Annotated in this window: 21 protein-coding genes; 9 read left to right on the forward strand and 12 right to left on the reverse strand. The window is 54.4% G+C overall.

The genetic code is table 11. The annotated features are described in order from the left end of the window. Positions 1-66 precede the first annotated feature (66 nt). Positions 67-195, reverse strand: coding sequence for a hypothetical protein (locus JUK32_RS28035; RefSeq protein WP_255538242.1), 129 nt, complete (start codon positions 193-195; stop codon positions 67-69). A 129-nt stretch (positions 196-324) separates the two neighbouring features. Between JUK32_RS28035 and JUK32_RS13760 the strand changes: the two genes are divergently transcribed. Together JUK32_RS13760 and JUK32_RS13765 are read left to right on the forward strand one after the other, a co-directional pair. Beyond that, complete coding sequence (locus JUK32_RS13760; protein WP_204139431.1) at positions 325-1,797, forward strand: S-layer homology domain-containing protein; 1,473 nt, start codon at positions 325-327, stop codon at positions 1,795-1,797. A 171-nt stretch (positions 1,798-1,968) separates the two neighbouring features. Beyond that, positions 1,969-2,403, forward strand: coding sequence for a hypothetical protein (locus JUK32_RS13765; RefSeq protein WP_204139432.1), 435 nt, complete (start codon positions 1,969-1,971; stop codon positions 2,401-2,403). Here the strand turns inward: JUK32_RS13765 and coaBC are convergent, their stop codons facing one another. Beyond that, positions 2,404-3,660: a bifunctional phosphopantothenoylcysteine decarboxylase/phosphopantothenate--cysteine ligase CoaBC gene (coaBC, locus tag JUK32_RS13770; protein WP_204139433.1), complete on the reverse strand. Its 1,257-nt coding sequence runs from the start codon at positions 3,658-3,660 to the stop codon at positions 2,404-2,406. Between the two features lie 24 nt (positions 3,661-3,684). Continuing rightward, the gene (locus tag JUK32_RS13775; RefSeq protein WP_204139434.1) at positions 3,685-3,900 is read right to left on the reverse strand and encodes a DUF2555 domain-containing protein; all 216 of its coding nucleotides are present in this window, start codon (positions 3,898-3,900) and stop codon (positions 3,685-3,687) included. 463 nt (positions 3,901-4,363) lie between these two features. On the opposite strand from JUK32_RS13775, the gene JUK32_RS13780 reads away from it, so the two are divergent. Continuing rightward, on the forward strand, positions 4,364-5,065 hold the full coding sequence (locus JUK32_RS13780) for a glycoside hydrolase family protein (RefSeq protein WP_239112651.1): 702 nt from the start codon (positions 4,364-4,366) through the stop codon (positions 5,063-5,065). A 276-nt stretch (positions 5,066-5,341) separates the two neighbouring features. Here JUK32_RS13780 and JUK32_RS13785 read toward each other — a convergent pair whose 3' ends face one another. From JUK32_RS13785 to JUK32_RS13805, 5 genes are all read right to left on the reverse strand, one after another. Beyond that, entirely contained in the window at positions 5,342-5,701 is a 360-nt protein-coding gene (locus JUK32_RS13785; protein ID WP_375541567.1) for a phage holin family protein, read from the reverse strand. A 793-nt stretch (positions 5,702-6,494) separates the two neighbouring features. Then, positions 6,495-6,665 carry a photosystem II assembly protein Psb35 gene (psb35, locus tag JUK32_RS13790; RefSeq protein WP_375541568.1) on the reverse strand — a complete coding sequence of 57 codons (171 nt, stop codon included), beginning with the start codon at positions 6,663-6,665 and terminating at the stop codon, positions 6,495-6,497. Positions 6,666-7,185: 520 nt separating this feature from the next. Continuing rightward, positions 7,186-8,214: a DUF6398 domain-containing protein gene (locus tag JUK32_RS13795; RefSeq protein ID WP_204139437.1), complete on the reverse strand. Its 1,029-nt coding sequence runs from the start codon at positions 8,212-8,214 to the stop codon at positions 7,186-7,188. Positions 8,215-8,365: 151 nt separating this feature from the next. Next, the gene (locus JUK32_RS13800; RefSeq protein WP_204139438.1) at positions 8,366-8,833 is read right to left on the reverse strand and encodes a type IV pilin-like G/H family protein; all 468 of its coding nucleotides are present in this window, start codon (positions 8,831-8,833) and stop codon (positions 8,366-8,368) included. A gap of 68 nt (positions 8,834-8,901) precedes the next feature. Next, positions 8,902-10,290 carry a GAF domain-containing protein gene (locus JUK32_RS13805; RefSeq protein ID WP_204139439.1) on the reverse strand — a complete coding sequence of 463 codons (1,389 nt, stop codon included), beginning with the start codon at positions 10,288-10,290 and terminating at the stop codon, positions 8,902-8,904. 462 nt (positions 10,291-10,752) lie between these two features. Between JUK32_RS13805 and fabG the strand changes: the two genes are divergently transcribed. Further along, entirely contained in the window at positions 10,753-11,448 is a 696-nt protein-coding gene (fabG, locus tag JUK32_RS13810; RefSeq protein ID WP_204139440.1) for a 3-oxoacyl-ACP reductase FabG, read from the forward strand. After that, on the forward strand, positions 11,435-12,328 hold the full coding sequence (locus tag JUK32_RS13815) for a CPBP family intramembrane glutamic endopeptidase (RefSeq protein ID WP_204139441.1): 894 nt from the start codon (positions 11,435-11,437) through the stop codon (positions 12,326-12,328). The genes fabG and JUK32_RS13815 overlap by 14 nt, the downstream gene beginning before the upstream one ends. A gap of 39 nt (positions 12,329-12,367) precedes the next feature. Here the strand turns inward: JUK32_RS13815 and JUK32_RS13820 are convergent, their stop codons facing one another. Continuing rightward, a complete protein-coding gene (locus JUK32_RS13820) occupies positions 12,368-13,657 on the reverse strand; it encodes a glucose-1-phosphate adenylyltransferase (protein ID WP_204139442.1) in 1,290 nt (429 codons plus the stop codon). Positions 13,658-14,156: 499 nt separating this feature from the next. Between JUK32_RS13820 and JUK32_RS13825 the strand changes: the two genes are divergently transcribed. Both JUK32_RS13825 and JUK32_RS13830 read left to right on the forward strand, forming a co-directional pair. After that, on the forward strand, positions 14,157-14,411 hold the full coding sequence (locus JUK32_RS13825; RefSeq protein WP_204139443.1) for a hypothetical protein: 255 nt from the start codon (positions 14,157-14,159) through the stop codon (positions 14,409-14,411). Positions 14,412-14,508: 97 nt separating this feature from the next. After that, positions 14,509-15,789 (forward strand): phosphatidylserine/phosphatidylglycerophosphate/cardiolipin synthase family protein, encoded by a 1,281-nt coding sequence (locus JUK32_RS13830; protein ID WP_204139444.1) that lies wholly within the window; start codon positions 14,509-14,511, stop codon positions 15,787-15,789. 35 nt (positions 15,790-15,824) lie between these two features. Here the strand turns inward: JUK32_RS13830 and gmk are convergent, their stop codons facing one another. Further along, positions 15,825-16,445 carry a guanylate kinase gene (gene gmk / locus JUK32_RS13835; protein ID WP_204139445.1) on the reverse strand — a complete coding sequence of 207 codons (621 nt, stop codon included), beginning with the start codon at positions 16,443-16,445 and terminating at the stop codon, positions 15,825-15,827. Positions 16,446-16,655: 210 nt separating this feature from the next. Beyond that, complete coding sequence (locus JUK32_RS13840; RefSeq protein WP_204139446.1) at positions 16,656-17,393, reverse strand: phycocyanobilin:ferredoxin oxidoreductase; 738 nt, start codon at positions 17,391-17,393, stop codon at positions 16,656-16,658. 255 nt (positions 17,394-17,648) lie between these two features. Between JUK32_RS13840 and JUK32_RS13845 the strand changes: the two genes are divergently transcribed. Together JUK32_RS13845 and JUK32_RS13850 are read left to right on the forward strand one after the other, a co-directional pair. After that, the gene (locus JUK32_RS13845; RefSeq protein ID WP_204139447.1) at positions 17,649-19,808 is read left to right on the forward strand and encodes a tetratricopeptide repeat protein; all 2,160 of its coding nucleotides are present in this window, start codon (positions 17,649-17,651) and stop codon (positions 19,806-19,808) included. A 225-nt stretch (positions 19,809-20,033) separates the two neighbouring features. Then, positions 20,034-20,423 carry a RidA family protein gene (locus JUK32_RS13850; protein WP_204139448.1) on the forward strand — a complete coding sequence of 130 codons (390 nt, stop codon included), beginning with the start codon at positions 20,034-20,036 and terminating at the stop codon, positions 20,421-20,423. A gap of 125 nt (positions 20,424-20,548) precedes the next feature. Here JUK32_RS13850 and htpG read toward each other — a convergent pair whose 3' ends face one another. After that, positions 20,549-22,537, reverse strand: coding sequence for a molecular chaperone HtpG (htpG, locus tag JUK32_RS13855; RefSeq protein WP_204139449.1), 1,989 nt, complete (start codon positions 22,535-22,537; stop codon positions 20,549-20,551). Between the last annotated feature and the right edge of the window lie 166 nt (positions 22,538-22,703).

Genomic DNA, 22,703 nt, shown 5'->3' on the forward strand with positions numbered 1-22,703 from the left:
AAGGGATAGCTCTAAAATAGCAGTACAATCGACCTAAAGTACAGACGAACTTTAGGATATTTGATCTTATGAAACATTCCCCACTGGCTGACAGGAAATCGCGGCAAGGTTGTGTCCCAAATTATCGGCGGGCGATCGCGCCAAACCAATCACAATCGGGCTGAACCAAGTTGGGCAAAATGTCGATTTCACCATCACTTTAGTTGGGACAACCAGAATGTCTGATCGCCCCGATCACAGTTTTTTCTCCCCCATGGATCAGGCTATACGGGCCATTGTCAGATGAGATATGGTGATGCCAACCCTCTGGAGGCGAAAATCACCGTGGCTAGTAGCCTAACCGTGAGACAACTGGGAATACTGCGTCCTAACCATCGCGAAACAGTGTTTTGCCAAACCCTTGTGGTGGGCAATTCGGTGGCGGCGTACACAGCCACCCTGGCAATTTTGCAGGCGGGGGGACAGGTTTGTTGGGCGCAGGCGGGCACGTCAGCAGGGGGAGAAATTTGGCCCCGCCAATCGCGATCGCACCCCGCAGAATCGTACTTTAGTTGGCGTTTAGGTCGGCGGATTTCGCCCTGGGAAGCGGGCACCATCATGTCCGAAAGTCAGCAGGCTTTTTGGACCCATTGGCGCTCTCCGTCAGCTCTCCATGCCGCCTCATCCTCAACATCGCAGTCCGCCCCCACAGCAGGCGCTGAAACCGCCCGCTCCCAGTCAAAGGGCGGCCAGTTTCGTGAGGCGATCGCCCCCTATTTACAAAACCAGCAGCTCATCTTGATTCCCCAGGGACTACCGATTCGTGTGCTCTATTCACAACAGCGGGGGCAGCGCCGGGTGCATCAGGTCGTCTTTCACGACCCCACCCCCCACCAGCAGTTTCAAGTCCATGCGCGGCTGATTCTCGATGCCACGACAGACGCTCGCTTACAACAAGATTTAGTGGCGGATGCAGCGGCTCCCCTCAGCCCCGAACATCAGCTCACGGTGGCAGAAGCGATCGCTCACCACCGGCGAGAAGCGCGGGGATACTTTTTTGCCGACAGCGTGGCCCTGGTGATGGCGACTGGGGAACCAGGGGGCAAACCGCGCCCCTTTTCAGTGCCGTTGCGATCGCTGATGTTGCGCAATACCGAAGGCTTTCTGACCGTCAGCCTGCCGGGGTGTGTCCCGCAGTTGCGGCCTCTGTTTGCCCATCCTCGCGCCCAGTGGGCCTTGGGAGAAGCCGCCGGACAAATCGCCGCCCGGGCAGCCCAACTGGGGAGCATTCAAGCGTTACGGCAGCCCACTCACTGGGCTTGGCGGTTGCAGCAAACCCTGGTGCGCCAGGGTATTCCCATTTTTGCCTTTGATGATGTGGCGCTGGACGATCCCGACTTTGAAGCGATTCAAATGGTGGCGATCGCCGACGTGGTGCGCACCATGCGCCGCCGCGACCTCAGCTTTCGCCCCGCCACGCCGATTACCAAAGCGGTGCTCGCCTCGGCGCTGGCCCGCTTGCCGCAATCGAAAGTGGCCTCCCCGGATGACGCGACCGCCCTCTCGGATGTGACGGCCAACCACTGGGCCGAGCAAGCGATTCAAACGGCGATCTCGAACCACACCCTCTCGCCCGAACCAGACACCACCTTCGCCCCTGGCAAAGTATTGACCAAGCGCCAACTCTGGCAAGTGATGCAGCCACTGCTCCCCCCCGCCATGACGACCCCACTGTATCCGCTGGATGACACCCCCGCCCGCCGCCGACATCTATCGCGATCGCTCTATCCGATCCTGCAATCTCAACTCAGCGAGTGAAACAGGAGGTATTGCTGATTGCCGCCTTTTTTCCCTCTGGGAAAGAGGTTTGCCGAAACGGCCAAGCAGATCGTCAAGCGAGGGGGTTGCAGTTTCTCTACAGACAGAATGATGTCGGTTTAGAGCAACCCGTGGTATCTGTATGGTGATGTTTAGGCAGGGTACTGACTGATGGATTTGATGAACATGGTGGGACAGGCGATCTCGCGCTCTGATACCGAAGCCAGTAACGACCTAATGGGCACCGTTTTGGGCGCGCTCAACAACGCACCCGTGGAAAACAACAAAATTGGCGACGTGGCCCATGACTTGCAATCGGAACTGCAAAAACGGGGAGACGCCAGTTCACTCATCGGCAGTTTGCAAAGCGTCGCCGCCACGGGAGCGGTTGAACAGCTGTTGGCATCCGAGCAGGTGATGGCGATCGCCCAACACGTCGGCGTCGAACCCGCCATGGTGAAAAGCGTGACCCCACTCATTGCTCAATTCATTGTTAAGGGCTCTAACAACCAGGGCGAAGGGCTGTTGGAGAAGGTGCTCTCGGGCGAGGTCGATCTCGGACAAATGGCTGGCATGATCGGTATGGCCAGCAAATTTATGAAGTAGTTAGGAGTTCTCTTCCGCCCCCCCCTGCCTCTCCAAACCGTTCACAAAATCGTAGATTTGGTGAGCCAAATGGCGCTTCGGACAGGGGGGCACAACTTGTCTTTGGCCCTGCTGTCCCAACAAAATTGCCTGGTTCGAATCGCTGCCAAAGCCGCTGTCGGCCTGATCGATGGGATTGGCGACGATCGCATCCAACCCTTTTCTCTGCAACTTTTCCCAGGCGGGGGGCTCAATGTCCCCAGTTTGGGCGGCAAACCCGATGAGTCGCTGGTGCGGCTGTTTGAGACTGGCAAGATGGGCGGCAATATCGGGCACCGGCGCGAGGGGCAACTGTTCCGGCAGGGCAGCTTTAGGCAATTTTTGCGGGGCGCGATCGCGGGGCTTCACATCGGCCACCGCCGCCGCCATGATGATCCAATCCGCCTGGGGCAGTTGCGCCACCAAGGCTTGCTGCATTTCCGCTGCGCTGGTGACGGCAATTTTCTGTACCCCCGTCAGCCCCTGCCGATGAGCCGCCACCATTGGCCCATGCACCAGGGTCACCGTCGCGCCGCGATGGGCTGCTGCTTGCGCCAAAGCGACGCCCATTTTGCCCGTCGAGGGATTGCCGATAAATCGTACCGGGTCAAGATATTCCTGGGTGCTGCCCGCACTGATTAATACATGCTTGCCCGCTAAATCACGCTGGCCCTGGGTCAGCAATAGCGAGTCAATCACCGCCAAAATTTCCGAGGGTTCAGCCATGCGGCCCTGACCAACGCGATCGCACGCCAACCGTCCCGCTCCAGGGGTGATCGCGTGATAACGCGGATCGGTCAAGAGCTGCTGCCAGTTGCGCTGCACCGTCTGCTGCTGCCACATGTCGGTGTTCATCGCCGGTACCACCAACACCGGACAAGTCGATGCCAGCACCGTATTCGTCAGCAGATTGTCTGCCAAACCGTGGGCCAGCTTTCCCAGCGTATTCGCCGTCAACGGCGCAATCACCAGCAAATCCGCCGATTCCCCCAGGTCAATGTGTAGGGGCCGGGAGTGCGTCGCCGCCCAAAACTCGCGATCGGTATAGGCCGGATGACGGCACAGCGTGGCCAAAGATAACGGCGTGACAAATTTCTGCGCCCCAGCCGTCATCACCGGCACCACATTAATGCCCGCCTTGGCCAGACTCGAAGCAACTTCGCAGATTTTATAAGCGGCAATGCCGCCCCCCAGCCCCAAAATGACGCGGTGAGTCGTCGCCGCCGCTGCCGCCCCCATAAATTTGCGTCCTAGGTGAACGATTTACTCCTCATCAAACGGCTCATTATCAAGCAAATAGGTATAGTTCTTCACGAGTTCGGGCCGCTGAAAGGCCACCGCTCTGAGCAAATGCCAGTCTTTGAGGCCATCAAAGGCGCTGTCGTAGGCGTCTTGCTCCAGTCGTTTAGCAAGCTCGGCAACTGATTCGTGAGTCATCGCCGAGACCGACTCTTGAGAAACATCATTCAGTGTGCTCATGCTAACTCCCCTAGGGTTCTTCACCTTTGTCGATGGTATCGCAAACAAACCTAGCCATTTGGTCGCTCACGACTGCTCAGCCACCCAGGGTGAAGAGCAGTCCCTTCTCCTGAAACCGCTGCCGAGCTGCCAAAAATTATTTCAGCAACCTCACCGCTGTCTGCAACTACCTGCCAACGCCGGTTACTCTCATCTTAAAAGTTGGCCTGGGGATGCGATCGCCCCTGCGTCAAAACTTATCGAAGCGACAATTGGCCACCAGAATCCGCTAATGGCTCATGTCCCAACCGTACGATTCCTGGGCTCATGCCCCTGGTGGCCCGGTGATCGTCCATCCCATTGCGGTTGAAAACGGTGGACGGAAAGACTGGCAAACTTCAGCTTGCAGGCTTTTTCCTTTCGTAAGCTACTATTAGCGACAACAGCCTGCTCAATGATTTCCCCAACTTGCCCTGTGGACTCTTTGCCTCCTTCCCAGCGACAGTCGCGCCAGATTGTGTCCCCCGCCAAATCAAAAAAACGCGGCCCCATTTTGGGCACCGCTTGTTTACTGCTGACAGTGGCCTGGCTCATCTCCACAGAAAGCCCGCTGATTTTTGGGCGATCGCTGCACCAGCTGCCATTCGTTGGCAACGTGGACTCAGTGCCCCTTGCGATGGAAACGGGCGACCCCTACATTCGCGCCCTCATGCGCACCATTTCTGTTGCCGAATCACACACCGCCGACCCCTACCACACCCTGTATGGCGGACAGCGCATCAACGATCTAACCCAGCACCCCGACCTCTGTATTAAGATTGTGGCTGGCCCGAATACGGATGATTGCACCACCGCCGCTGGACGATACCAGTTTCTGAGCACCACCTGGCTCGAAAAGGCCCGACAGTACCATCCCGAGCCGCCTCAGTGGTATTCCTGGTGGGCCGACTATAACTTTGGCCCCACCTATCAAGATGCCGTGGTTTACCGCTGGTTAAGCGATTTTGATGCCTGGAATGCGGATATTCCCGACCTACTACGGCAGGGACAGGTCGAAGAGGTGTTCTATTTACTCTCTGGCACTTGGACCAGCCTGGGCTACGGTACCGAAGACAATGTCGTGACGCCCTACCTGCGAGAGATTTATCAGCAAATGCTGCAAGAAGAACTGGCCGCCGCTCAGTAAGTAGCCCGCTTGAAAATAAAATACTTACAAATATTTATAGGTTGAGTTTCGACTTTGTCCAGCTCTCGCAGCTAACAGATTGAGCGAAGCCGAAACCAGGTTCATCCTGAATATTTCCGCCGCTGATCCCTAGAAGTGCGGGCGGCGGCGGCGGGCCAAAGACCAACCGTCGTAATGGATAGCACTGCTTCCGAGCAGCACAGACAGAATGCCTGAAGTTCCCCGTAGTCAGGAACATTCAGGCATGAGGCGATCGCGCTTAGCTCCCGCCATCAACTAAGCCAGCAGCCCAACCGAAGTCAAGATCCAAGTCAGAATGCTGTTCACGATGGTCAGGGCAAAAGCACCCAAAATCGCGCTCATGATGCCCCACTTCAAGCGAAAACCATCTATCAGCATCGCGGCTAGACCAAACACCACAATACTGATGATGAGCGGAATCAGGCCAAGACTAATAATGGCTCCAAAGGTGCGCAACCCCTGCGGCAAAAAATGGTAGAGACCATTGAGTGCGCCGATGATCGCCCCCCCCAACAATGCTTTGGCAGGACTATCAACTTCTACGCCTGTGGGCAGCAAAGAAACTAACCATAAGCTAATGGCTAGCACCACCACCGTAATTAAAAAACTGATAATTAAACCGGACATTTCTGGTGAACTCCTTATCTTTACAGGTGAGTAACGCCGTCAAAAAGCTTTCGATAGAACCTGATTGCCAACAATGGGGCTTAAAGTTGGCAAAAACTACAGCACAGAGTCTATGCAATCAACAGGAGTCATAGACTTAACCTTAGAACGTTCTTTTTCAGCTATTCGTCTGGCGTAAGTTTGTACCTTTCAACATTACTTCATTTAGGTGCCCCGACTTGTTCAAGAAAATATAAAGCCCGAATGAAGGAATGAAAATCCAGCATTTTGGTCGGCTTTTGCGGTTGATTGATCAAATATAGGCTGAGCACAATCAACATCTGATGACGAAAAACCGGAACAGTGGTTGCCTTCAATAACTTTGCTTTATTTCCATGTGGGGCTGATATTCATAGCCTAGGTGCGCCATATCCAAATATTGACACTGCTTGAACAAAGGGATCATGGGCTCGTACCTAGGACAATTTTTCACCTCCAAAGAAGCCACGGCCCGCCAATCACCAAGTCCTCCTCCCCAATTCGGGAGTCGATTTGGAAGCTTATCCCCTGACACCCGGCCCGCCCTGATCCAGCTACCCAACACTGTTCACGAGATACTCGCCGCGAAGGAAAATATCAGCGATCGCCCCCACGATGCAAGCGTGCAAGTATTTAGTTTAATAAATCCGAAATTCTGTAAAAAGGTGGACATACACCTTCTGAGTATGACCACCTGCCCAGTCTTTAACTGACTCCAAAGCCCGAGTTATTTTTCCAAAATGATCAGGCTTAGTAACCTAATTTACTTTTCTACCTCAGGTACGATGTCTGGACGTTCTTTACCTTCCCAACCAGTGGGGCGTTTAGAGTTGTACCACGCAATTGAGCCAATGCTGACTGCCGCAATGAAGCCCACAATTCCTAAAATACTCACTATTGATAAATAAGAAGCATCAGCTGTCTCTACTTGCATTAGAGGCATATAAATAAGTGAGTGCATACGTTTTCCTTAACGGGCTAACACGAGAAGGTTATCGAAATATCTTGCCGCTTACATCCCTCCTAGTGTGGAATTGATTGCTCCATCAGGCGACAGAGTCAACAGAATAGTAGTGTCAGATTGACTGAGAAGTGATTCGATCTTGATCGCGTCTAAATCTTTCTGTCCGAACCCAAATCTTAGGAGAAACTTTAAAGCGGTGGCTTGCCCAGCAAAGGATACCGGAGCCTGTTTTCAATGGCGTGACAATTAGATTCTAGGGCGCGATTCTCAGCGCTCAGGTATACCACTAGCAATCCAGATACTTTGCAAACACTCTTTTATCTAGGCGCAATAGTGGAGTTTTGATATTTGGATTGACCTTATCGACTGCGGCGTTTGAATAGTTATAGCTGTGACGCGACGATCGCCATTCTTCTCGGCAATCAGTCTCATAAAAACAACGTAGCGGTGCGATTAGCCGTAGCGATCGCACCGCTGCAACCTCACTCCATTAATCAAAATCGGCATATTGAGGCGGACTGTTACCCGTACGGCTGGTGATTTGAGGATAGTCACCCTTGGGCGCTTTTTTGCGCACCTCTCTCACTTCGATCACGTGCCACCAGTTGTCACCAAAGTCAAAGGTGTAGCCAAAAATTTCACCTTTTTCGAGGTTGAGATCATTGAGGGTGGTCTGGGCGACGTCACCCGCATAGTCCAGGCTACTGACCGCTGCGAGTCCGTAACGCTGACAGTCTGGGTCGTCTGGCCCTGCCCCCCCGACTTGAAAGTCGTACATGTGCTCTTCTTCACGATCGAACGCCTCAAACAAAATCTGGTGCAGGTCTTGGAGCGACTGCTCTCCCTTGATGAGGACGATCCGCATGATCCGAGGATTCTTTTTGGCAAAACTTTCGGTAACGGGTCCCTCGACTAAATCAACTTCCAAAATGTAGAGGGCGTCGCCCGATCGCTGAATGACTGATTTTGGTTTTTGTGATTTGGGAAGTGCTGGAGCCGCCGCCTCTGTCGTACTGGGTGCATAGGGAATGATCCCCGCCGCTGCCAGTTGTTCCTGTACTTCGGGGGGAGCCGATCGCGCATCCAAAATCATGCCATTGACCGAAATCATCCACGCGAGGGGATTGTCGCCCAGCTTGCTGGGTAAGCACCAATCGGGGTCGAGTTGCCCCATATCCAGCATGTCGCGCACTTGCTTAGATTTGCCCTGGCCAGTGCTGCTGCCCACGCCAAACCAGGCATACAAATCGCTGGCGCTGATGTGCGGCGTTTGAGACGAGTCGAACAAAAAGTTCACCATGCCGATCGCGTGACTGAGGCCACAGGCCCAACTGCGATCGCGCCCACTTTTCAACGGTGAGGGGCGCTTGCGGCAAAGGGCTGCGGTGGCCTGGCGAATCAAAGTGGCATATTCGTCATGGAGGTGCTGCGCCGCAAACTCGTCGGTCATGGCGGTGATGCTGTCGAACTTAGCCTGCATCGCCTTGGGTACTTTTTCCGATGTGGTAGACTTTGCCATCTTGCCTCCTGCCAATGCGTCCGGTCAGCTGCGTGAGCCATGGGGGTTGATTGCCAACTTGCAGGCATTGTAGCGGAGCGATCACGATCGGCTGGTCGCAAGCCCTGCTATGGCCATTCACCAAGTGATGAGATTTGGCGGGGTGACCTGGCTATTGGGCGTCGTCGCAGACGGTTTCTGTACCGGCTAACCGGGGCAACGGCATGCCCGTCTCAGATTCACACTGGGCAACGACCGTCGTAGTGCCGTTAGCTACCTCAATCGCAAAAACGCCTGTCGCAAAGTTAGGGTTGCCTGGTGTATCTGGCGTGGCCGTCATGACGACCTGAGTGGGTTGCTGGTCGGCGATCGCGATTTGATAGCCCCCCTCATCGAGTCGAACCCCAACCCCCAGATCGGCCAAGGTGCTCGTGAATTGTCCATTTTCCAGATAGTAAGCCTGTTGGCTTCGGGCCAGTGCGCCTAAGTTGGTGCGGACTTGCGAGGTTGTTGCCGCTGACGGATTGGGAGACAGGGCGCGATCGCCCCCAGGGGATAACAGCAGGCCAAAGCAACCAGCAGTCAAGGTCGCCGACAGCAGGCTACCAGACAACATCATGAAGCGTCGGAAATACATCATCAGCCCTCACAGTTCCAACAAAGATATAGACCCACAATGCCCACATCCAGCCCGCAATCTTAAAGTTACTAACGGGTCAGTTGCGCTTGCAATTGTTCCTTTTCTTGCTTGAGTTGAGCGACTTCTGCTTGCAATTGCTCATGTTTGAGCGCCCGCTCGATCGCGGCTCCAGCGTGGATGTTGAATGCCAGCATAAAAAACTCATCGTCATCGGTAAAGCTGGTTTTGAAACAGGTTGGCACTGCCACATTGGCGGGCTCAGGAACCACCGAAATGGGCGAGATCCCAGAGCGGTATTTATTGAAGGCTTGCGTCACCGCAATCAGCTGCCCCGCCGTATCGAACACGGGCATACAAAGCAGGCTGTAGGTGCGATAGCGGCCCTGGCGATCCACTTGCTGAGCCAGTTGCGAATCGGGGCGATCGTACACATCACAAGGCAGATTCAAAATTGTCCCGGTTTCTGCCACTTGCCCCACGTAGCCCTGGCCCAGGGGCGATCGCATGCGGTGCGCGGTGCCATCTGGCAACCGCAGGTCAGTCCATAGATCGCCGCGATCGCGATCCCACAGCCAAATGGCGCTATGGTCCGCCTCCAGTAAATACTGCGCTTCTTGTTGGACTCGGCTTAAGGTGGCCGTCAGCGACGAACCACTGTAGTTCAGCGCTTGAGTCGCCTTGACCAGTAGGGTGGCCGATTTTTGGCGTTTGGCCGCTTGAAAAAAGGCCTGTGAGCTTTCTAAAATCAATCGAAAGACCCCGTGAAAGCCCGCAAAAGCGACCTCATCGGCTTGCGTAAACCCTTGCAAATCAATCCGGTGAATGAGGGGGACGCGGGGATCGGCATCGGGCAAACATTTATTCAACACCTCGATCACCGCTAACACCTCGCCGTAGGGGTCAAGCACGGGCAGCGCCATCAAGGTGTAAGTGCGGTAGCCGGTCTGGGCTTCCAACTTTTTGGCCGCCCCGGAGCGGACATCGTCATAAAAATCGAACGGGACGTTGATGCTGGCTTTGGTGTGCGCGACTTCGCCAGCAATGCCCTGGTGCCAGGGTAGGCGAATTTCCAGACCCACGGTCGAATGCTCCGTCTCGGTGACTGTCGACCACAGCTCTTGGCGATGGTGATCGACCAGGAAGACCGTGGTGCGATCGGCGTTGAGAATTTCCCCCACCTTCAGCGCAAAGGTGCTCAACATGTCTTGCAGAATCACGTCAAAGGTTTGGCTTTCAAGCATCGCCAGAGTTTGCGTGACCACCTGCAATTGCAACTCGACCTGATGAATCACCTCTTGGCAAGTATCGCGATTGAGCGGGGCCAGGAGGTCGGCAAAAGAATGTGTGGGTTCTTGCGATCGCTCCAACAGCGGCGAATTCAACTTGGCAATGACTTCAAAATCCAGCTCTGAGGCCAGCTGTGACCAATCAACGAAACACCCGTTAGTGACAACCATGTGCGATTTCCCGATTCCAAAACAGTGACATTTCAGGCATCCAGTCAAGCTTGCCCTGGAGCGATCGCCGAGCGCGCCCCCGGTAAGTACCGCCGTCGCCCCCACTGGCGCGATGGCCGAGCCCTCGTCTGGGGTCAGTGATGGGGGGCCACCCCGCAATGGAGCGCTCGGCTGGCCCAGTGGATCACCAACCTGACTGGGCCGTTCTCGACTGAAGAACTCCCGTGTTAATAGTTAGAGTCTGCCCAGTGGTTGGAAGGGGCGTGACATCGGGACACTGTTTTTTACAAGGTGGCGAGCATGACTGCTGTCTCGAAAGGAATTGCGCCCCAGGCGGATAGCGGGCTCCAGCGGGGTCGAATTTGAAACTGCTGCCAACCGTGCGAATGGGGCCGAGACCCGCTGAGAGGCATCGCCCAATCGGGGCTACCATGGGGCTATGCAGACAGGGCAAACGGATTTATGCGCAATCGCCACGTTTTGATTACCGGAGGCACGGGTGGCCTGGGCCGCGGCGTCACCGCAGTACTGCTCGCCCAGGGAGCCTCGGTCACCATTCCCTACGTCAATGCTCAGGGGGTGGACAACTTGCAAGCACAGCTGTCGGCTGATGAGCGATCGCGGGTGCGGTTTGTTTCGGCGGATCTCAGCGACGAGGCCTCGGTCATCTCGCTGATCCAGAGTCACGATCGCCTGGATGCCACGATTCATCTTGTGGGGGGCTTTGCCATGGGGGCAACGGCTGACTTCAGTTTTGCCGAGTGGCGACAACAGTTGGACTTGAACCTGAACACCACATTTTTGATCTGTAAGCACAGCTTGCAAAAAATGCTCTCGCAAGACTATGGCCGCATCGTCACAGTGGGGTCGCGAGGGGCTGTACAGCCCACCGGACAGTTAGCCGCCTACTGCGCCTCTAAGGCGGGCGTTGTCGCGTTAACCCAAGCGATCGCGGACGAAACGAAGGGCACGGGGGTCACCGCTAACGTCGTCTTACCCAGCGTGATCGACACCCCCGGCAATCGTCAGGCCATGGGTGCAGACCAAGCCCAGCAGTGGGTGACACCCGAGTCGCTGGGCCAGGTGATTGCCTTTTTAGTCTCCGATGCGGCCAAAGACATGCGGGGAGCAGCGGTGCCGGTATATGGCCAAGCTTGACACCGCAACAGTCTTTGCGAAACCAACTTTTCGGCGCTTTTTGGGGGTCATCGCTTTAATGTGGGTGACTTTGGGGGCGCTGCTGGCGATCGCCACCCTGAGCCAAAATGCTCCAACCACAACGACCGAGCCGCTCTTGACGCCCATCTTCTATCTCATTGTGTTTGGGGGCGGCAGTTTGTGGGTGCTCTGGCAATATCGCCGCCGCCAGGTCAATCTCCCACTGCTCCTCGGGCCATGGCCCGAGCGCCCCGATTGGCTGGCCTGGTTTGGGGTCTGGGTCATGTCATTTATGTTTTCTCTCGGCGCGTTTCAACTGTCGTTTGTGGCGTTGTCGTACTGGGCACCCGATTGGGTCGCCAGCACCTTAGCCGAGTCACTATTTTTGGGCGCAGAGGAAACGGCTATTCCCTGGCTATACAACCTGTTGATGGTGTTGCTGTTGGTCGTGGCCGCCCCGGTGTTGGAAGAGTTTTTGTTTCGGGGCTTTTTGCTACACCGCTGGGGCACCCGCTGGAATCCGCCGGTGGCAGTGCTGCTGACCTCCATCCTGTTCGGCATTTTGCACGGCAACGTGATTGGGCTCACCCTGTTTGGTCTGGTGATGGCGCTGCTGTATTTGCGCACCAACAGCTTAGGGGTGGCGATCGCCATTCATGCCCTCAATAACGCGATCGCGGCTAGTCTGGAAATCATCTCGCGCCTCACCGGCAACGCCGAACCCACCTCGCTAGAGGAATTCCGTTCCGGCGTCTGGTTTGGGGCAATTCTATTAGCCGTATCGATGCCTTTTCTAATCAAATTCATTCGCCGCAATTGGCCGACCAAAGACACCCCTTTGCCCTATTGGGTCAACCGCGATCGCACCTTGGCGCGATGACTCGGCAAACCTTGAAAATTAGACACCTAAAACCTTTGCCTAAATCACCATGCCATCGGGCAGGGTGGCATCTTTTAGCACCACCACAATCCCGCTGCGAATATAAAACCCATCCTGCTCACGCTCGGCTTCCTGCACATTGTCTTTATTCAAAATTTTGACATTGCACCCAATCCGAGCATTCTTATCAATGATGGCGTTGCTGATTTCGCTATTGGCTCCTATCCCCAGGGCAATTTGGGGGCGATCGCAGCGGCTATCTTGCTCAAAATCTGATTGATAATAATCGGCCCCCATCAGCAAACTATTGCGAATCAAGCAGCCTGATTCGATCCGGGTGCGGATGCCCAAAACGGAATGATGAATCTGGCAGCTTTTAAGAATACAGCCCTCACTAATCATCGACTCTGTCACGGTGCATTCCAGTTGCTTCGTCGGTGGCAAATACCGTGCTCGGGTGTAAATAGGGGCCGATTTATTGTAAAAACTAAAGTCAGGATTGGGCTGTTTTACCAAAGCCAAATTAGCGTCATAGAACGCTTTGATGGTGCCAATATCTTCCCAATAATCATTAAAAAGATATGCCTGCACCTTCATTTTATGAATCGCTTCAGGCAGGATCTCTTTACCAAAATCGGTATAGTCTGGGCGACGCTGCAATAAATCTAACAGCGCCCGGCGCTTAAAAACATAAATCCCCATCGACGCAATGTAGGGCATTTTCTGAGCAGCGGCGGCATCCATGCCTAAAGCCGTCGTGTCAACCTGCATGTGTTTAAGCGCCTCGCCCTCAGGCTTCTCGTAAAAATCGATAATGCGACCATGCGGATTGATTTTCATCAGGCCAAAACTAGAGGCCCGGGCTTCATCCATCGGCACCACAGACAAAGTAATGTCGGCCCCACTCTCGCGGTGCTGACGAACAAAGTCGCTATAATCCATCCGATACAGATGGTCTCCCGACAAGATCAAATAATCGTCCACATCATGGGACGCAAATCGCCCTAGATATTGTCGAACCGCATCCGCTGTGCCTTGAAACCAAGCCTGGCTTTCGGGAGTCTGCTGCGCGGCCAAAACCTCGACAAAACCTTGTTGAAAGCCAGAAAAAGCGTAAGAGCGCGAAATATGTTGGTTTAACGAAGCCGAATTAAACTGCGTCAGGATATAAATTTTGAGGATATTTGAATTGATGCAGTTGCTGATGGGAATATCAATTAGTCGATGCTTTCCGGCTAGTGGCACCGCTGGTTTTGCCCGAGTTTTGGTCAGGGGATAAAGGCGCGTACCAGCACCGCCGCCCAGAATAATGGAAATAACTCGATTCATTGACCTGACTATTTAACAGCTTTTGAAAAACAAGATATTTGACCTGACATCAAGGGCTTCCAAATCGTGACTTACGGATTGCGATCGCAAGCAAAATACCTGTTCCGAAATTATGGATAAATTGGCAAAATGTAAACTTTTCCTGGAAGTCTTACCTCAAGCCAGTACAGTATGCAAAATTAATTACATCATGCTATTGACAAGTTTTATCTGTGCTCACCTTCTCAAGAAAGTCGGATGCTGGCACGGGTCAATCGACATAACGCCACCTCTATCGAAATAGAGAGATGATGACTGGCCCACAGTGACAAGATGTAGTCTAAATCTTAGCTGATGGTTTCCATTCCCCCAGCGAAGTAACGCATTGTTTCGATTCCTGATTCCCGGAAAACGGTCATGGAGAATTTATTCTTAATCTCTACCTCTAGCTAGAAGTGAGGATAGACACTTTCGAGTAACGTTTTAGAAATAAACATTATTGCAGATTTCATTCGTGACTATGAGTAATCCTATTCCCTTGAAAGGACCGGAATTAGTAGATTGTGCAAAGGCCAATGCCGGTGAGGGTGTGGGTATTGCCGCTGAGCGATGTGGGTACGGTCAAGATGTTACAACCTTTCAAACAGCCCTGAAACAGGCTTGTGCTGATATTGGTGTAAATGTAGAAGCGATCGCTGACTTAATTACTCCCCAGCAGCGGGTTATGACTCAGGGCGGATTGTCCATCTCTCCAGACACTTCTTCTGACCTGTAGGATTGATCTATAGGGTTTGAAAGTTGCTAGCGCTCACAAATATTGTCAGACCATTAGACACTGATCTTTCACAATACCTGTCACAACAAAGAGGGCAATGACCGTCATCCTAATTAGCGGCATACTGGGCCTACTTTTGCTGTTTGCGTTTGTCAGCTATCTTTACCTTAGCGGTCATTTTTTGCCCCGATTAAACTATTCGATTAAAGGGTTGAGTCCGTCGGCGTCTCACTTTTTGGCTACCATCGCCAGTATGTCTGATTCGTTGATGACTCAAGGCACGGCAACGAATTTTTGGTCAGATATTGCGGCTATTCAGTCGGCTCGACTGACACTGATGGCCCAGGCTCAAACCAGCATTCAGTTCGAGACATTTACCATGACCCCGGGCCAACGCGCCGATGACTTTGCGACTGTACTCAAGTGCAAAGCGATGGCCGGCGTTGTCGTGGAGGTGTTAGCAGACAGCTATGGCGCTCATACATTGCCCGACAGCTATTGGCGATCGCTGAAACATGCGGGCGTCAAGGTTCGTTTTTTTAAGCCTTTTACCGCTAGAGCCCCGTTGGAATATTTGCGCCGCAATCATCGCAAATTGTTGATTGTGGATCAAACTGTGGCGATGATTGGCGGGGCTGGTATTGCCGACCGCTGGGACGGCAAAGATGCTAACGAGGGTGAAGTGCCCTGGTATGACTTTGAAGTCGAGTGGCGGGGCGAAATCGTTAGTTTGTTGACGGGCTTTTTTTGGCAACATTGGCTGGATGCGGGCGGCGAAGTCGACCTTTCACGCCACGACCTGTCGTCAGCTCCCGATACCCACACGACACCGGTGCTCATCACCCCCGGCGAAGCTCCTTCCATGGGTGATTCGCCCATTCGCAGCTTGTTTCAGCTCTGTATTGCGGCGGCCAAAGCTCGATTGTGGATTGCCAGCCCCTACCTATTGCCAGACGATGTCACTTGCCAAAAATTAGCCGCCATTCAACAGCAAGGGGTCGATGTGCGGATTCTGACCATGGGGTCTCGGGCGGATAAATATTTCGTGTATTGTGTGTCCCACGAGCGGTATCGCGCCCTACTCAACGCCGGCATCAAAATCCATGAGTATCAGCCCAGTATGATGCATGGCAAACTTGTGCTGATCGATGATTTGTGGGTGAGCTTGGGGAGTGCCAATCTTGATCCACGCAGCTTTTTCCACAACGATGAGCTAAATGTCTGCTCCAACGAGCCGACCTTGCTACAAGAAGTTGAAGCCTTTTTTGAAGCTGGTTTTGCCCGCAGTGAACGGGTGGAATTCCCTGCATGGCGGCAGCGATCGCTCAAACAGCGACTGATCGGTAAGGTGGGAAATCTACTGTATTGGCAACTCTGATTGCCAGCCCAGCGAGACCAGTCCTGGGGAATTTTTCAGAGCAGCACGTCTGCTAACCTGGCGACGGCCTGCTCCAAGTTGTCGTTCACAATTTGCAGATCGAACTCATCCGCTGCGTCGAGTTCCACGCGCGATCGCTCCAAGCGACGGGTGATGGCAGCTTCGTCATCCTGACCGCGATCGCGAATGCGACGTTCCAATTCTTCCGGCGACGGGGGCACGATGAAAATTTTGAAAGCTGCGGGAAAGGATTGGGCCACTTGCCGGGCTCCCTTCAACTCAATTTCGAGAATCACTTGATTACCGCGCTCGATCTGCACTGTCACGGGCTGGCGGGGCGTGCCGTAATAGTTACCGGCAAACTCGGCCCATTCCAAGAGTTCGCCCGCCGCAATCATCGCTTCAAATCGCTCGCGGGAGACAAAGTAGTAGTCTTTGCCGTGCTCCTCGCCTTCTCGCGGGGCGCGGGTCGTCGCTGAGGTCGAGAGATACAGGCCAGGATGTTCCTGCCGGAGGCGATGCAGTAAGGTGCCCTTGCCAACGCCGCTCGGCCCGGTCAGCACGACTAACCGCCCTGGTGTCGCCGGGGCGGCGATCGGTTCGTCTGAAGCCTCATTAGAGAAGAGCGCAGCATCGGGAGATAACGTTTGAGTCATGGGAGTTAAGGGAATCGCGGCAAATAAAAACTAAAGGGGTTTAAAAATAAGCCTGAGTTCCGGCTGATAGGCTCAGCCAACTCGGGAAAAAGCGTCAATGACAGCCCCAGGATTAACGCAGTGGATCGTGCCGTCAGAGACACTCATCCAGCATTCAGAAGTGAAAAAGTTGTTTGATATAGGATAACAGGCATCGCCACCTTGGCACGCCTAATTGGGTGCCTGATCAAACAGCACGGTGGTCATGTAACGCTCAGCCCAGGCATCGCCAAAGGCTTTCTCCAGCACTCGTCGCGTCTTATCGTTTTGCTGTTGTTGCGTGCAGTAGTGATTTTGCCCGGCGAGAATTTCGACCCGGCGCTCGGGCTGGGGAGCCGCCGCGATCGCCTGCTGACAGTGAATGGTGAGATAGCCTTGCACCTGCTGCAAAAACTGCTGCTCTTCTTCGGGGGTCGTTGGCCGCACAAATAGACACGCTTCGGAAAAAATGTCGCCCCACGTCGGAATTTCTCGCGGTTGACTAAACTCCGGCTGGGCCAACTGGGCTAAAGCATCGCGATAACTGGCCGACAGGGTGCGATCGCGACTCACGGGCGACAAATCCACGATCGCGGCACTGATTTGGCCGCGCCCCCCCACAATGTCGCAGCCAAACATGGGCAAATCATAGTCAGGGTTGGGAAACATCACGCAGTGCAAGATATCCAGCGTTTTCCCCACCCGCGCCAACTCTAGGTGCTGCTTACGAAACTGAGGCGCTTGATAGCAGGCATTTTCGATGACGAGCTTTTCGCCTTCTAATCGACCTTCGACGTAGCCCAAATCTTCCGGCAGGTGATAAGGCGATAGGGTGAGATGCTGCTGCCACACCGTTTCAATAATGTCCGCCAGTTGGCGAATCATCGGATGCTGCTGTTCGCGCAAAGAGGTGGATGGGGACGCGGTCATAAGCAAGTTGGATGAGGGAAACAACGGAGCCAGCAGTGAGCATCGACAACTACTAAGGCAGCAGTCTGAAGACACGCTCGAATAAGCAAGCATTGGGATTCTCAGCATATCAGTTTAGTTGGCTTCCGCTAAATCTGAGGCTTGGGAAGGCATCCCCAAATGGTGAGAGTTACATGTGCAATTCGCCAAGGTTCTGTCCTGAATCACTCGTGAGTGATGGGGAGATTTAAACTAGAGTTCTATGGCAATTACGTTGTGGTTACTGCGGTCTCTGTGCTTCCTCTGAATTCTCAAGTTTTGCCTGGACATAACCAGGAAACCTATCAACGGTTGCAGGCCGCCGTGCAGGCGATTCCCCCGCATCAGATTTGGTTGGCGACCTGCGACGATTTGCCTTTGCAGCGGCAGTTAGCCGCCACGTTGGCAGAAAGCTTACACCACCGCCGCCAGATGGCCGCCCCCCAGCGACTGTTCGATATTGAGCAGCCGAACCTGGTACAGCAAATTCAAGGCTGGCTACCCTTGACGCTGGCTGATCGCCCGCCGGTGCTTCAGGTGCTGGGCATTGAACAACTCACGCACTGTGGGCCAGACACGCAGTATCAATTTTTGCGATCGCTGCATCAGCTCTGGCCCATCTGGCAGCAGTTAGACGTCAGCCTGTTATTGTGGCTGCCCCGGCCCTGGCTGAAGCAAATTCGGCGGGAGGTGCCACATCTGGGGCGCAGCGTGTTTGAGTTTATCGGGGAACCGACCCCCATTTCGACGATCGCCCATCAGCCCCACTTTCAGGTCGCTTTTTCCGCCGTACGTGATTGGCAATTTTGGTCACCGCCCGCTGCCGAAGAGCTGGCTGATGCTCCCGCGCCCACCGAGGCTTCGCTAGAGACACCGTCCGTCCCGATCAATGAGCCCCCAGAGGCAACATCGCCTGAAGACGCCGCCGCAGACGCGCCCTTGCCCACCGTCTCAGCCTCTTTGTGGCATCAGCTCCAGGATGATTTGACTGACTTTGAATCATCCCCCCGCCCACCCAGACCGTCCCTTGGGGAAGATGCGACATCAACCACCGATACCGCCGCCGCTCCGGCTGCCGCCCCCGAGTCTTCCCCCGCCGCCACCACGTTGGACCAGCCCGCTGAGACGGCAGAGCGATCGCCCCAAACGATAGCCAAAGTGCCCGTACCCACCGAGACAGAAGCGGCAGGGTTCCAGTCGGTACCGTCAGCGTTCGTGCCGCCGCCAGGCGATCGTTCGCCGTCTGCTGATTGGGCGATCGCGCTCGAACTACGCGATCGTGTACAGACGGGTGACCACAGCACGACCACTTTAGAGAGGGCCCTTCAGGCTTACGAGTCGCTACAGCCAGAGCACCCCGCGACGCCCCAACGCACCGAAGCCTTGAACGATTTAGGCAGCCTTTACTGGTTATGGGCGCAGCAGGCAACCACCGGGGAGGTCTATTGTCAACGGCTGACCCACAGTTGCGAACTCTATGAAGCGGCTCTGGTGCACATTAGCCCGCACACTGCGCCAGGTGTATTGAATCGGTTGCATAGTAATCTCGGCAGCGTGTATAGCTTGCTGGCCGTTCATCAACAGCCAGGGCAATATCTGGGAAAGGCCGTGCGGGCCTTTCATCGGGCGCTGCAATATGCCCCCGTCGAGTCCATGCCCGAAGAATATGTGACGTTGCAAACCCATTTGGGCACCGCCTACTGGAGTTTGGCTCAGCAGACCCAAGAGTCCACCCATTTGCACCGGGCGATCGCGGCGTATCAAGAGGCGCTACAACACTCGCAACCACAGCCCGCCCCACAGCTCTATGCGCAATTGCAAAACAACTTAGGGATTGCTCTTTGGAGCTTGGCTCGCCATGAGCGGCCCGTGTTTTTGTTGGAGCAGGCAATCGGGGCATACCGCACCGCCCTGGCTTATCGCACGGTGGCAGCCGACCCCGCCGGGTATGCGGCCACTCAGAACAATCTCGGTACCGCTTATTGGGATTTAGGGGGGCACTGCGAAGCACAATCCACGGCCCAGCAACAAGCTTGGCGACAGGCGATTCTTGCCTACGAAGCGGCGATCGCGGCCACCGAACCGCTGGCGGAGTCACCCCTCAGTTTTGATGTGTGGGCCGCGCACCACAGTGTCGGCGTGGTTTATGACCAGTTAGCGATCGCCCTAGCGCCTAACATCACTGCGCAAGCGCCACTCTTGACTCAAGCCACCCACCACTACGTCGCCGCCCTGACGGGCTGGCAGTCGCTGGCCTCAGCCTCGGCAGAAACCGCCTTGCAGGCCTTGGTGCGCAATTTGCAGCTGCAGGCCAGGTTTCTGGGCATTGAGCAACAACAGCGATCGCTGAGCCAGATTCCCGCCGACTGGCTACCGGAGATTTGGCGCAAGCTCTAAAGCGATCGCCGCCAGCCCTGTCCTGAGATTGAGGCATCAGTGGCGCAAGCTGAAGCTGAATCACGATGCCTCCGCCATCAGCTAGTCAGGCTGCATTCGGTGCAACGCTCTCAGGCGATGAACTTGAGGTTAGGCCAGCACTTCAATTCTTGCCTTTGGTCACCTTTATTCGATATTTTCCTCTGTGGCATGTAGTACATAAACAACATCTACTTGAGGCTCCGCGTGTTAGAACACATTACTTTGCCTGATAACGTCCTGCCGCCTGTGGCACCTTATTCTCACGCCGTCCGAGCGGGGGATTTTTTGTTCGTGACGGGGCAACTCCCTGAAGACCCGCAATCTGGGGCAGTCCAAAAAATCGCGATCGCGGATCAAACTCGCCAAGTGATGGAAAACTTGAAGCGAGTACTGACCCACGCCGAAACTGGGTTTGACCGAGTGGTCATGGCTCGCGTGTTTGTCACCGACTTTCGGTATTACGACACGGTGAATGAGATCTACGCCAGCTACTTTGGCGCGGCGCGGTTGCCAAGTCGTACGACCGTTGGCGTAACCGCCCTCGCCGGATATGGAGACGTTGAAATTGATTTGATCGTCTATTGTGGCGACTAAGAGTGGCGACTAAGATCAGCACCGCTAGGTAGTGGTCAGCGGGCCAAGCAAAAATGCTGCCTCCGGCTGGAAGCAGCATTCAAAATGCGGGGCGATCGCCCGCGATCGCCCCCAACTGACTCCTTTTAGTTGTCAGTCAACTGAGTCAGCAGCTTGCTTGATCGCTCCACAAACGATTTCATGCCATTGGCGTCAAACCCCTTTTGCGCCATGAGTGCTAGGTCATAGACATGCTGACAAATTAGATCAGCCATGCCGCCAGCAGGAGAACTGCTGCCATCCGGTTGGACGATCGCGCCTTGCTTCAGCTTCGACAGATTCTTGATCAGCGGATGCGCCGTATTAACCAGCAGCACATGCTCCTCGGGAAACTCAGCGTTGGTTTGCTGCATCATCGCCATCATTTCCTGCATCCGCCGAGTTTGTTCGGGCAGTAGCACCATGGCTGGCGGCGTGTCGGGGGTTTCCGTTTTCAGCGCTTGCGTACGCACATCTAACTTGGGCAGATTTAGAGCGGTTTCAAACAGGCTCTTGATTTCCTCGTCGCGGGTCTGATTGGTCGTCGGATCAACAATTTCGCTCTCTTGATCCTTATCAAACAGCGCATCATCTAACTCGGCATCCACCCGCGAGAACTTCACATCACTGTATTGCTGCTCCAGGTAGGTGACAAAATGCTGGTCAATAAACGTATCGAGGAACAGCACTTCCAATCCTTGGGACTGATGCAGCGCAATGTAAGTCGCTTGCGAAGCCTCGTCCGTGGCATAAAACACCCGATTTTCGTGCTGCGCTTGGTTGCGCTCCAGGTAGTCCTTGAGGTTGGTGTAGTAGCAACCGTTCGCATCGGTCGGTACCTGGTTGTCGCCATCAACCTCAGACCAAGCATCTCCCGCATCGGTTTGGACTTCCACCTTGGCGGCCTCTTCACCCGCATCTTCTCCCAGTTTGGCGGTGGTGCGGAAGATGATGAAATCTTCGACCTGCTGCTTGAACTTGTCATCGTTCATCGCCCCGAATTTGATGAAGGTGCCCAGGTCTTGCCAGGACGAAATATACTTCGCCAAGTCAGTGCGATAGAGCCCTTTCAAGCTATCGCCGACTTTGCGAGCAATGTATTCGGAGATTTTGCGGACGGTGCGATCGTTTTGCAAAAAGCTCCGCGACACGTTGAGGGGAATGTCCGGGCTATCGATCACCCCCCGCAGCGGCATCAGAAACCGGGGAATCACTTCTTCGCAGTTGTCGCTGACAAATACTTGATTGCAGAACAGCTTGATGTTGCTCTTAGTGACGTCAATGTCGGGCTTCAGCTTGGGGAAATACAGAATCCCGTTGACATCAAAGGGATAGTCCGTCTTCAGGTGAACCCACAGCAGCGGCTCCTCTTGAAAGGGATAGAGGTAACGGTAAAACTCCAGATATTCCTCATCGCTGAGGCTATTGAGAGACTCCTTCCAGGGAGCCTCGTGCTTATTGATCACCTCATCATCAAGTTTGATGGGGACGGGCAAAAAGTCGCAGTATGTCTTGACCAACTGGCGAATGCGCGTTGGCTCCAGATATTCCTGCTCGTCTTCTAGCAGATGCAGGGTGACGGTGGTGCCGATGGTAGAGCGCTCCGAGGGGGATAACTCAAACTCCGTCGTGCCATCGCAACGCCAATGCACGGCTTCGGCCCCGTCCTGATAGGAGAGCGTGTCAATCTCGACTTCACTCGACACCATGAACGAAGAATAGAAACCCAAGCCAAAGTGACCAATGATGTTGGCATCACCGCTTTCTTTGTACTTGCTAACAAATTCTTCGGCGCTGGAGAATGCCACTTGGTTAATGTATTTTTTAACCTCTTCGGCAGTCATCCCGAGTCCCGTATCGGAAATGCTCAGGGTTTTGGCGTCCTTATCCACCTGGATGGAAATCTCCGGTTCGCCGGCCTCACCGGCATATTGGCCCGATCGCGACAACAGAGACAGCTTTTGAATCGCATCAACGCCGTTAGAAATCAGTTCCCGCAAGAAGATTTCATGGTCAGAATAAAGCCACTTCTTGATGATGGGGAAAATATTCTCAGTATGGATACTGATATTGCCTTTTTCCAGAATCGTCGCCATAGTCGGTGACCCACGCTATTTCTACACTGCTTATTGGGCTTGATTCTCGGCGGCGATCGCCCCTTTCATCAAGGGCAAAACTGCTCCTGAACCGGTACGGGTTTCCGAATGGGAACAGGGAGAGGGGGGGTTGGGTGCCGGGGTAGGGGCGAGGCATGCTCGATGT

Source organism: Halomicronema sp. CCY15110, assembly GCF_016888165.1.
Lineage (GTDB): Bacteria > Cyanobacteriota > Cyanobacteriia > Phormidesmidales > Phormidesmidaceae > Halomicronema.

Excerpts from the sequence above, each read along its gene's own strand:
- JUK32_RS13800 (WP_204139438.1), bottom strand. The coding sequence starts at position 8,833 with ATGATGTATTTCCGACGCTTCATGATGTTGTCTGGTAGCCTGCTGTCG.
- JUK32_RS13840 (WP_204139446.1), bottom strand. The coding sequence starts at position 17,393 with ATGACCGCGTCCCCATCCACCTCTTTGCGCGAACAGCAGCATCCGATG.
- psb35 (WP_375541568.1), bottom strand. The coding sequence starts at position 6,665 with ATGCAAGTAGAGACAGCTGATGCTTCTTATTTATCAATAGTGAGTATT.
- JUK32_RS13775 (WP_204139434.1), bottom strand. The coding sequence starts at position 3,900 with ATGAGCACACTGAATGATGTTTCTCAAGAGTCGGTCTCGGCGATGACT.
- fabG (WP_204139440.1), top strand. The coding sequence starts at position 10,753 with ATGCGCAATCGCCACGTTTTGATTACCGGAGGCACGGGTGGCCTGGGC.
- JUK32_RS13795 (WP_204139437.1), bottom strand. The coding sequence starts at position 8,214 with ATGGCAAAGTCTACCACATCGGAAAAAGTACCCAAGGCGATGCAGGCT.
- gmk (WP_204139445.1), bottom strand. The coding sequence starts at position 16,445 with ATGACTCAAACGTTATCTCCCGATGCTGCGCTCTTCTCTAATGAGGCT.
- coaBC (WP_204139433.1), bottom strand. The coding sequence starts at position 3,660 with ATGGGGGCGGCAGCGGCGGCGACGACTCACCGCGTCATTTTGGGGCTG.
- JUK32_RS13830 (WP_204139444.1), top strand. The coding sequence starts at position 14,509 with ATGACCGTCATCCTAATTAGCGGCATACTGGGCCTACTTTTGCTGTTT.
- htpG (WP_204139449.1), bottom strand. The coding sequence starts at position 22,537 with ATGGCGACGATTCTGGAAAAAGGCAATATCAGTATCCATACTGAGAAT.
- JUK32_RS13805 (WP_204139439.1), bottom strand. The coding sequence starts at position 10,290 with ATGGTTGTCACTAACGGGTGTTTCGTTGATTGGTCACAGCTGGCCTCA.
- JUK32_RS13815 (WP_204139441.1), top strand. The coding sequence starts at position 11,435 with ATGGCCAAGCTTGACACCGCAACAGTCTTTGCGAAACCAACTTTTCGG.
- JUK32_RS28035 (WP_255538242.1), bottom strand. The coding sequence starts at position 195 with ATGGTGAAATCGACATTTTGCCCAACTTGGTTCAGCCCGATTGTGATT.
- JUK32_RS13820 (WP_204139442.1), bottom strand. The coding sequence starts at position 13,657 with ATGAATCGAGTTATTTCCATTATTCTGGGCGGCGGTGCTGGTACGCGC.
- JUK32_RS13825 (WP_204139443.1), top strand. The coding sequence starts at position 14,157 with ATGAGTAATCCTATTCCCTTGAAAGGACCGGAATTAGTAGATTGTGCA.
- JUK32_RS13765 (WP_204139432.1), top strand. The coding sequence starts at position 1,969 with ATGGATTTGATGAACATGGTGGGACAGGCGATCTCGCGCTCTGATACC.